A 9478-nucleotide genomic window follows, 5' to 3' on the forward strand; every position below is an offset into this window, starting at 1 on the left:
CCCCTCCCGGGGGGGCCCGGCCCCCATCCCCCCCGGAAAAAGACCGCGGCCCACCCCTGGTGCCATGCGGAGCGGGGGCCGGGTTCCCGCGGCCGCCGCTCGGGCGAGGGTGTCAGAGCCGGATCTTCCAGCTGACCGTGGACTTCAGCGTCGCGGCGATCTCGGGGTCGCGCACCGAGGTGGTGGGGTCCTCGGCGATGACCGACAGGGTGTGCGTGCGCAGATCGAGCAGGCGCAGGGTCAGATCCGAGATCCGCAGCCGGTTCCGGCCCTCGAAGGCCTTCAGCTCCTTGCCGTCCAGGTGCCAGCGGACCTTCAGCCGGCGTCCGTCGGCGCTCGCCAGCCGGGTCACATCGGCCTTGGCCGTGTGGCGCAGCCGCAGGGTGCGATCGGTGGGGGTGACCGGGGTGACGATCTTCGCGTGGCGGTAGAAGCCGGCGATCATCGCCTCGACGCCGGGCAGGTTGAACGGCTTGTCGACGGCGCGCATCATGGAGCTGTCGGTGGGCCGGTTCAGGCCCTTCACAAAGTAGCCGCCGCCTTCGTACGCGCCGACGAGGCCGCCGTCGGGCGAGGTCTCACCCAGCCAGCGATGCCATTTGACGCGCTGTCCGCCGATTTCCCCGGCGGTCAGTGTGGAGATGTTGCGGTCGGCGGGCTCGGGGCCGGTGTACTGCTCGTACCCAGGGTAGCCGGGGTAGAAGTACTCGTCGGCGAGCTTGCCCAGCGAGTGGCCAGTCTCATGGATGGCGACCTGGCCGGACTTCACATTGCCCGCCGAGGCGGTGGAGATGCCTTCGTATCCAAGGGTGGGGCTGGGCTGGTTGTAGCCCGCGCCGCCGTACTTGGAGCTGTTGGCGAGGACGATCACCAGGTCGGCCTCCGGCGCCTTCGCCACATAGCGGTCGACCTTCTCCTGGTCGATGCAGAGCAGCCGCTCGATGCCGTCGCACCAGAAGTAGGAGCCGAGGGCGGTGTCCTTCACGGTGTCCGCGCCCGGGTCGCCGGTGACTCCGGACTGCCGCGAAACGGCGTCGACGGCCCAGACGTTGAAGAGGTTCCGGTAGGTGGTGTACGGCTCGATCGCCGTCAGCTCGGCCCACTTCTCCTTGGCCGCCGCGTGGAACTGGGGAAGTTCCGCCGCCGTGTAGCCGTCGCCGACGATGACGATGTCCAGCCGGTCCTTGGTCGCGCCGTTGTTCAGCACCTCGACGACCTGTCCGTCGTCGGCCCGCTGGGCTGCCGACAGCCGGGGCGAGGGACGGTCCTGTCCGCTCGCGGGCACGGACGTATGGCCGGATCCGGCCAGGGTGCCGTGCTCGGGGCCCGGTATCTCGACCTCGACCTCGGCCGACGGCCCGGCGGACGGCCCCGTACTGGCGACCGCGCCACCGGGCGCGAGGGCCAGTACGGCGGTGACGGCAGTGGCCATACCGGCCGCGGCCACGGCTCGGCGCAGCGCTGAGCGCATGGATCCCCTCCAGGACAAGAATTAAGTGGTGGAGTAACTCTGATGAACAGATGACTTAAATTAGGGGGCGGGCAGAACATGCGCAATGGCCCGCTCTCCCTGAATACTGAGGAGTTCGAGCGACCAAGGGGTTTCCATGGACGAACCGGCCGACATAGGCCGCCGGGTGCAACGGCTCCGCAAGGAGCGGGGACTGACCCAGCGGCAGCTGGCCAGCCCCTCGTACACCCCCGCGTATGTCTCGACGCTGGAGTCGGGCAAGGTCAGAGCCTCCGAGACCGCGCTGCGCTTCTTCGCGGAGCGCCTCGGCACCTCGTTCGAGGAGCTGGTCACCGGACGCCCGGCCCGGCTCGCGACCGAGCTGAGGCTCGGCCTCACCGACGCGCAGCGGGCGCTCGCCGAGGGCGCGGCCGACGACGCGGCGGTCCGCTACCGCCGGCTGCTCACCGACGCGGAGAATCTCGACCTCGCCCCCGAGCGGGCCGAGGCGCTGCTGGGCCTCGGCGACTGCGCGCTGGAGACCGGCGAACTGGACGACGCCCGGCGGCACTTCGAAGCGGCGGAAGAGCTGATGGCCGAGCTGCCGCTGCCCCGGCGGGCCCGTGCGATCCGGGGCCGTGCCGTCGCGCATCTCCTCGCCGGGGAGCTGCGCTACGCCTGCTATCTCCTCGAATCGACCATCGACGAACTCGGCAGCAGCGGCCTGGCCGACCCTGAGGCGCTGGTGCTGCTGTACGCGGCGGTGATCGGACCGTACATCGACATGGGGGCGCACGCCCGCGCCGCCCATGCCGCCGAACTCGCCCTGGCACTGGCCCCGCAGGTCAGCGATCCGGCGCTGGTGGCGGGGATGCACCGGCAGGTGGCCCGTACCTTTCTCGCCGAAGGCCGTATCGCCGACGCCGACGCCTCCCTGGCCAAGGCCCAGTCGATCTACCGGCAGCTGCGGCTGCGCACCGATCTCGCGCACTGCCACTGGATGCGCGGCTATGTCCACGCGCAGAACGGCGAACTCGACGGCGCGGAGCGGGAGCTGCGCACCGCCCGGGACATGCTGGCCGCCAAGCGCGCCGCGCTGTACACGGCCCAGGTGGAGGTGGAGCTGGCCGATGTGCTGCGCAGGATCGGCCGGTTCGACGAGGCGGCCGTCCTGGTGTCGGCGCTGCTGGAGCTGGACGACCGGCACGGCGCGGTCCATGCCGGGGGCGCGCATCGGCTGCTCGGTCTGATCGCCGAGGAGCGCGGCGAGCCCGAGGCGGCGGAGGAGCACTACGTCCAGGCGCTGGCGCTGCTGGAGCGCAGCGGCGCGAGCGGCGATCTGGCCGATCTCTGCCGGCTGCTGGGGGATCTGCTGCGCCGGGGCGGCCGTACGGAGGCCGCCCTCGACGCGTACCGCACCGGGCTCGGCCACCGGGCCGCCCCCGGCACGACCACTCTGGGCCCGCCGCCGTCGGCTCCGCCGTACCGACAGCGCTGACACGGCCCCGGCCCGGCCCCGGGGGTTGTTACGTCGCCATCATGTGCCCGTAGAGACCCCGCCATATGGGGCCGGAACAGTGGCGCGCATGAAAACGATCATGCGCGTGAGCGTGAGTCCGAAGGCGAGACGGCGGACCCTCTCCGTACTTCTGGCGCTGTCCGCCTCCGTCTCCCTGGCCGTCCCCGGCACGGCCGCCGCACAGCAGCCGTCCGGGGCGGCGGCCGTCCCGGTCCGGCCGATCAGCTGGGGCGCCTGCCCCAAGTCCGAGCCGCCCTACCCCGATCCCAGCCCGAACGCGCGATGCGCGACGGTCGAAGTGCCGCTGGACTGGTCGAAGCCGAACGGCCCGAAGATCGGTATCTTCGTCGCCCGGCACCGGGCCACCGACCCCGCGCGGCGGATCGGCGTACTGATGTCGAATCCGGGCGGACCCGGCGCGCCGGGGTCCGACGACGCGCTGTACGCGGACGATCCCTACAGCGGCTACGACCCGGCCATGCTCCGGCGTTTCGACATGATCGGATTTGACCCGCGCGGCATCGGCCGCAGCCGGAACGCCGAGTGCGACGAGACGATCCTCGGCTCGATCCCGGCCCGGCCGCGCGACGCGGCCGAGTTTGAACGGATGCGTGCCCAGAACGCCCGGCTGGCGGAGAGCTGTCTGAAGCGGACGGGGCCGCTCGCCGCCCATATGGACGGCGAGAGCGTGGCCCGTGACATGGACGCGATCCGCGCCGCCCTCGGTGAACGGCAGATCAGCTTTATCGGCCACTCGTACGGCACTCTCCTCGGCGAGCGTTACGCGCGGCTCTTCCCGGACAGGCTGCGCGCGCTGGCCCTGGACAGCGCGATGGACCCGGACCGGCCGGACGCCGAGCGTTATCTGAAGGAGGGCAGCCTCACCATCGACAGCGCGCTGAAGCGGCTGGCGGCCTGGTGCGAGAAGGACGCGGCCTGCGCGCTGAAGGGCGAGGACGTGAGCGCCGTCACCGCCTCGCTGTTCGCCCGTGCCGACGCGGGCAGGCTCCATGAGCCGGGCCCGGGCGGACCGACGCGGGTGAAGGTCGACGCCGACAGGCTCTCCGAATTCCTCACCTTCGCCCTCGGCCGATGGAACCCGGAGTCCGCGGCGGAGCAGTTGGCCGCCCTGCACACCGGGAAGGGCGAGGTCCGCTGGACCTCGCCCGAGGCCAACCTCGTGCCGAAACTGGTGCTGTGCCGGGACTACGACTTCCGGATCCGCGACTACGCCCACTACCGGGCCATCCGCGAGCGGGTCGCCAAGGCGGCCCCGGGTGTCCGCCACAACGCCCAGTCCCTGGACACCGTCCTCGGCTGCCAGGGCTGGACCATGCCGCCGAAGCCTTCGCCCGCCCGGGCGGAGGGCGGGCTTCCGCCCGTGCTCGTGGCCAACGCCACCCATGATCTGGCGACTCCCCTGCCGGGCGCGAAGCGCATGGCGCGCTCCTTCCCGAAGGCGACCCTGTTCACGATGGACGTCGTGGGCCACTGGCTCTACCGCCGGGGCGGTACGGAGGAGGCGATGCGTGTGATCGACGCGTATCTCACCGACCCGAAGGGCTAGGGCCCGGTGGGCCCGGTGGGCCTGTACGCGAAGGGAGCCGGCCCCGCCCGAAATCGATCGGGTGGGGCCGGCTCCTCTCATCGGCGGGTCAGCGAACGTCGACCCGGTCGCTGCCGCTGCTTGTGCCCAGACGGGTGGAGGTGGCGTCGAACACGGCCTTCCAGCTGCCGTCCTTCTTCGCGGTGAAGGCCTTGGAGAAGGCCCCCTTGCTGTTGGTGCGCGCGGTGCCCTGCTTGCTCCAGCTCTTCGCGCCGTCGGCCTTGAACATGATCGTCACGTTCTGGCCGGAGGTGTTGGACCACTTGCCGTCCAGGGTGCGCAGGGTGCCGACCACGGTGATCGGACGGCCCTTGCGGACCGGCTCGGGCTTGGCGTTGAAGCCCTTGACCTCGGTGCGCAGCTTGACGTCGACATAGTCGGAACCGCTGTTGGCAAAGCCGCGCTCGGTGGTGCCGACGTACCGGGCGCGCCAGTCGCCGTCCTTGGAGGCGGTGACCTTGGCGGAGAAGACGCCCTTCGAGTCGGAGGTGGTGCTTCCGGCCTTGCCCCAGGTCTTCGCGCCCTTGGCGCGGAACTCGACCACGACGGGGCTCTTGGGCAGCGGGCGCCAGGTGTTGTCGCTCGCGCCGACGGCCTGGAGGGTGCCGGTGACCGTGAGGGCGCCGCCCTTGGCGACGGGCTCCGGGGCGGCGTTGAGGCCGGTGATCCGGCTCGGCACGGTGGTGACGGAGAGCTTGGCGGCCGAGGTGGTGGCCGAGCCGAGCGTGTTGGTGAACACGGCGCGGTAGCGGGTGTCGTTCAGGGCCCGGGTCGCCTTGACGGACAGCTTCGCCGACTCGGCGCCGGGGACGGTGGTCCAGGTGGCGCCCTTGTCCGTGCTGCGCTCCCAGCGGACCGAGTCGTCGCCGTCGGCGGCGGCGGTGAAGGAGGCGGTCGCGCCGGAGCGCACCGAGCTGGGGGCCGGCTGGCCGGTGACCTTGACCTCGCCGAAGTGCACCGGCACGGCGACGTCCTGGGCACGCGAGGGCATCCAGTCCCCGCCGTGCGAGTTGAAGGTGGCGAGGAAGCAGGCGGTGGCGGTGCGGCAGTCGACCGTCTCGCCGTTTGAGACGAAGGTCTCGGTCACCTTGAGGGTGGTGGTGAAGGTGCCGTCGGCGGCGACCTGGCGGACCCAGGCGGCGTTGCCGAAGGTGCTGGGCACGGCGTCGCCGGGGAGCTTGACGGTCTGGGCGACGTACACGCCGCGGCCGGGGTGATAGCCGCTGCCCGTGACCGTGACCTGGGTCTCCGCGCCGAGGCCGGAGACCTGGCTGACGGTGAGCGTGGGCACGGTGGTGGTGCCGGAGACGGTGAGGCCGTCCAGCGCGGTGCCGGCCGGGTACATCTCACGGCCCTCGAAGGCGAAGACCTTCGCGCCCTCGGGGGTGATCGCCGTGGTGATCTTCTTCCAGTCGAGCTGGGAGCCGCTCAGCGCGCCGGCCGGGGCGGTCACGGTGGCGAGGGCCACCTCCTTGGGCGGGGTGACGGTGCCTTCGAGGTCGCTGTCGACGGTCACGTAGAGCGTGCCCTTGCCGTCGACCAGCTTCAGCCACGGCTTGGAGAGGGTGAGCTTGTTGATGTTGTGCTCGGGCAGGGCGTAGGTGACGGAGCCCTCGAAGCGCAGATTGGCGTCGCGGCCGGCGGGGTCCACCGCGCCGTGGGCGACGGGGTAGGAGATGACACCGTCGGTGGACTTGGTGGCTCCGCCTTCCGCGGTGACCGTGCCCCCGCCGCCGCTGATGTACCGGTACCAGCTGGTCTTGAAGCCCCAGCCGGCCTGGCCGGTGACCAGGATCGGGGAGGCGGCGCGGGTGCTGCCGGGCTTGGGGGTCGCGGCCGGCGCGTCGGCGGCCACGGCCGCCACGGGGGCGGCGGTGGCGGGAACGACCAGGACGCCGGAGCCGATGGAGACGGCGGCCAGCGCCGCGACGGTGGCCAGACGGGTACTGCGGGACATGGACATGCGCGGCATGTCTCCTTCGGGGAGAGGGGCACTCGGGGGTGCGGGGGGCGAGCGTCCAGGGCATGGGCGCACACGGAAGACCGGACTTGTCGGAGTGGGGGACCCGAAGTCAGCACTGATCATATTAGGTGAGCCTTGCCTAAATTGTCACTGTCGCCGTTTCGCGGGGGAAGACCCGGGTGCGGCCTGTTCCGGCGGTCATGGTCCGACGGTCACGTCCCGACGGTCACGGTCCGGCGAGTTCTCGCACGAGGGCGGCGACCTGCTCGGTCTCGATGAGGAAGCCGTCGTGGCCATTGGGGGACTCGATGGTCCGCAGCCGGTCGGCCCCGGGTATGCGCGCCGCGAGAAGGCGCTGCTCGGCCAGCGGGTAGAGCCGGTCCGACTCGACGCCCGCGACCAGGGTGCGGGCGCGGACCCGGCGCAGCGCCGCCGCGGTGCCGCCGCGGCCGCGCCCGATGTCATGGCTGTTCATCGCCTCGGTCAGCACCACATAGCTGCCTGCGTCGAACCGCCGTACCAGCTTGGCGGCGTGGTGGTCGAGATAGGACTCGACCTGGTAGCGGCCGCCGCGCCAGGGGTCCTCGGTGCCCTGCGCGGCGCGCTCGAAGCGCGCGTCCAGCTCCGCCGGGCCCCGGTAGGTGACATGGGCGAGCCGCCGGGCCAGGCCGAGGCCCAGATGCGGGCCGCGGCCGGGGCCCGCGTCGTGGTAGTCGCCGCCGTGCCAGTTGCGGTCCGAGCGGATGGCGTGGAGCTGGATGCTGGACCAGGCGATCTGCTCCGCGCCGCTGGCCGCCGGGCAGGCGAGCAGCAGCAGCGCCTCGGTGCGCTCCGGATGGGTCACCGCCCACTCCAGGGCGCGCATCCCGCCCATGGAGCCGCCGACCACCATGGCCCAGCGGTCGATGCCGAGCCGGTCGGCCAGCAGGACTTCGGCGGCGGTCTGGTCACGGGTGGTGAGAAAGGGGAAGGCGCTGCCCCAGCGGCGGCCGTCGGGGCGGCGGGCGGCGGGGCCGGTGCTGCCCTGGCAGCCGCCCAGCACATTGGGTGCGACGACGAACCAGCGGTCGGTGTCCAGGGCCCGGCCCGGCCCGATGAGCCCGTCCCACCAGCCGGGGCTGGGATGTCCCGGCTGCGCGGGGCCGCTGACATGGCTGTCGCCGGTGAGCGCGTGCAGGACGAGTACCGCGTTGGAGCCGTCGGGGGCGAGGCGTCCCCAGGTCTCGTACGCCATCCGTACGCCCGGGAGTTCGCCGCCGCTCTCCAGCGGCAGCGGCTCGGCGAGCCGGACCCACTGCCGCCGGCCGGGCGGGTCGCCCTCCTGCCAGGCCCCCCGGGCGGGGGGCGGGGGGGCGGGACGCCCCGCGGGCTTGGTGCGGGGGGTCATGGGGGGGGCCTGGCGGGGCGGAATCCGGACTCCAGATCGGCCTTGAGGTCGGCGATGTTCTCGATGCCGACCGACAGCCGCACCAGGCCGGGCGAGGTGCCGGTGGCGGCGAGCTGCTCGGGGTCGAGCTGGCTGTGGGTGGTGGAGGCCGGGTGGATGATCAGGCTGCGGACGTCGCCGATGTTGGCGAGATGGCTGAAGAGTTCCACGGCGTCCACGAACTTCTTGCCCGCCTCCACCCCGTCGCGCAGCTCGAAGGCGAGGACCGCGCCCGCGCCCTCCGGGAGATAGCGCCGGGCCGCCTCGTGCCAGCGGTTGGAGGGGAGCCCTGGGTAGTGGACGGCCGCCACCTCGTCGCGCTGCTCCAGCCATTCGGCGAGCGCCTGGGCGTTGGCGGAGTGCCGCTGGATGCGGAGGCTGAGCGTTTCGACGCCCTGGAGGAGCAGGAAGGCGGAGTGCGGGGCGATGGCGGGGCCGAGGTCGCGGAGCAGCTGTACGCGGAGTTTGACGGCGAAGGCCCCGGGGCCGAGGGCGGGCCAGTAGCGCAGTCCGTGGTAGCTGGGGTCGGGGGCCTGGAAGTCGGGGAACCGTTCGGCGTTCGCGCCGAAGTCGAAGGTGCCGCCGTCGACCACGACGCCGCCGAGGGTGGTGCCGTGTCCGCCGAGGAACTTGGTGGCCGAGTGGACGACGATGTCCGCGCCGTGCTCGATCGGCCGGAGCAGATACGGGGTGGGCACGGTGTTGTCGACGATCAGCGGCAGGCCGGCCGCGTGCGCGACGTCGGCGACGCCCCGGACGTCCAGGACGTTTCCGCGCGGGTTGCCGAGGGTCTCGGCGAAGAGGGCCTTGGTGTTGGGGCGGACGGCCTCGCGCCAGGCGTCCAGGTCGTCCGGGTCGTCGACGAAGGAGACCTCGATGCCGAACTTCGGCAGGGTGTGCCGGAAGAGGTTGTAGGTGCCGCCGTACAGGGAGGTGCTGGAGACGAGGTGGTCCCCGGCCCGGGCCAGGGTGAGGATCGCCAGGGTCTCCGCCGCCTGTCCGGAGGCGAGCGCGACCGCCGCGACCCCGCCTTCCAGCGCCGCGATCCGCTGCTCGAAGGCGTCCTGGGTGGGGTTGTGGATACGGGTGTAGATATTGCCGGGCTCCGCGAGGGAGAAGAGGTCGGCGGCGTGCTGGGTGTCGCGGAAGACGAACGAGGTGGTCTGGTAGATCGGCACCGCCCGGGCCCCGGTGGCCGGATCGGGGGTGGTTCCCGCGTGGACCTGCTTGGTCTCGAAGGACCAGCCCGGGCCGGGGGTGGCGGGGGTGTCGTCGGGGGTGTGACCCGCGGCCACCGAATCGATGGGCTGGCTCATGGCGCTTCCTTCGGACGAGGGTGGTGGGGGCGGGCGTGAACGCTCCGGGATCCCGTTCGCAGGCAAGGTAGCGACCAGAAAATCGAACGTGGAAGATCCGCGCGCGGATCGCCACATTTCCGCAACACCAGTGCAATATTCCTCGTCCGTACGAGGCACGAGCGCCGTGGTCCGCCGGGTTCGGCGGGCCACGGCGCT

The 9478-nt window shown here is 72.1% G+C and carries 6 protein-coding genes; 2 read left to right on the forward strand and 4 right to left on the reverse strand.

What is annotated here, in order from left to right; all coding sequences use genetic code 11:
* Positions 1 to 112 precede the first annotated feature (112 nt).
* On the reverse strand, positions 113 to 1471 hold the full coding sequence (locus IE247_RS11415; protein WP_190122905.1) for a M64 family metallopeptidase: 1359 nt from the start codon (positions 1469 to 1471) through the stop codon (positions 113 to 115).
* A 136-nt stretch (positions 1472 to 1607) separates the two neighbouring features.
* Between IE247_RS11415 and IE247_RS11420 the strand changes: the two genes are divergently transcribed.
* Positions 1608 to 2948 (forward strand): helix-turn-helix domain-containing protein, encoded by a 1341-nt coding sequence (locus tag IE247_RS11420; RefSeq protein ID WP_190122906.1) that lies wholly within the window; start codon positions 1608 to 1610, stop codon positions 2946 to 2948.
* Between the two features lie 106 nt (positions 2949 to 3054).
* Complete coding sequence (locus IE247_RS11425) at positions 3055 to 4536, forward strand: alpha/beta fold hydrolase (protein WP_229869054.1); 1482 nt, start codon at positions 3055 to 3057, stop codon at positions 4534 to 4536.
* 88 nt (positions 4537 to 4624) lie between these two features.
* Here IE247_RS11425 and IE247_RS11430 read toward each other — a convergent pair whose 3' ends face one another.
* From IE247_RS11430 to IE247_RS34045, 3 genes are all read right to left on the reverse strand, one after another.
* On the reverse strand, positions 4625 to 6538 hold the full coding sequence (locus IE247_RS11430; RefSeq protein WP_190122907.1) for an HtaA domain-containing protein: 1914 nt from the start codon (positions 6536 to 6538) through the stop codon (positions 4625 to 4627).
* Between the two features lie 226 nt (positions 6539 to 6764).
* Positions 6765 to 7925, reverse strand: coding sequence for a homoserine O-acetyltransferase MetX (metX, locus tag IE247_RS11435; protein ID WP_190122908.1), 1161 nt, complete (start codon positions 7923 to 7925; stop codon positions 6765 to 6767).
* The gene (locus tag IE247_RS34045; RefSeq protein ID WP_194681015.1) at positions 7922 to 9280 is read right to left on the reverse strand and encodes a bifunctional o-acetylhomoserine/o-acetylserine sulfhydrylase; all 1359 of its coding nucleotides are present in this window, start codon (positions 9278 to 9280) and stop codon (positions 7922 to 7924) included. Before IE247_RS34045 ends, metX begins: the two co-directional genes overlap by 4 nt.
* Between the last annotated feature and the right edge of the window lie 198 nt (positions 9281 to 9478).

Source organism: Streptomyces inusitatus (assembly GCF_014651115.1).
GTDB classification, from domain to species: domain Bacteria; phylum Actinomycetota; class Actinomycetes; order Streptomycetales; family Streptomycetaceae; genus Streptomyces; species Streptomyces amakusaensis.